This window comes from Bacillus sp. JJ1521, from assembly GCF_036965165.1.
Taxonomy (GTDB): Bacteria; Bacillota; Bacilli; order Bacillales; family Bacillaceae_L; genus Ferdinandcohnia.
This window is the reverse complement of record NZ_JBALOX010000119.1, coordinates 3,156-3,801: the sequence shown is the minus strand read 5'-3', so window position 1 is coordinate 3,801 and position 646 is coordinate 3,156. Positions and strand designations below refer to the sequence as shown.

Here is a 646-nt window from a genome sequence, read left to right as displayed (position 1 = left end):
ATTTTATTACCTTTAATAGCTCCGCCTTTGTCAGCAACTACACCATACCCATAATTAGGGATAAACAGGATGGTTCCGATTGGGAAAACATTCAAATCGGCAGCAATTGTAGAGTATAGGTCTCGCTTAACTTTAACACCTGAGTATGTGATCCCGTACGACGGGTGATTTGCATCTTTACCTGTTGATTCAATCCCTGCCGTGTATCCAGTCGCAACAACTGATTGTGTCGGATATTTTGAAAAGTCTATTGCTTCTTCGATTGGCAATGTCGTTTCTATCGCTGAAGCCTCTACCGCTTTATTCCCATGTATAAAAAACATAAATTTTGACGCCAGTCCTACACTTTTGAGTACAACCGTTTGTGATTTCCCTTTGATTTGGTCGCCTGCCCAATTTGTTAGGTCTTTTGTCTGCACTCCCGAAAAAGATTGGAACGTTGTAAACAGTGCAAATGCAAATAATATCGTCATTGCACTCCTTTTTATGGTTGTGTTTAAATGAAACACATTTTCCACTCCTCTCACGACTCTATTTCTTTCCATTTCGGTTAGAAATTATTCGTTTATGGGTGGAAAATAATTGTAAAGAACGAAAAGTGGAAGGCGCCAGCACTGAGGAACATCGACTAACTACCGCCACGTCC

Annotated in this window: 1 protein-coding gene; it reads right to left on the bottom strand. The window is 40.6% G+C overall.

Annotated elements, in window-relative coordinates; translation table 11 throughout:
• A partial coding sequence (locus tag V7147_RS16245; protein ID WP_438824603.1) for a 3D domain-containing protein occupies positions 1-509 on the bottom strand: 509 nt, incomplete at its 3' end.
• Positions 510-646: the final 137 nt, after the last annotated feature.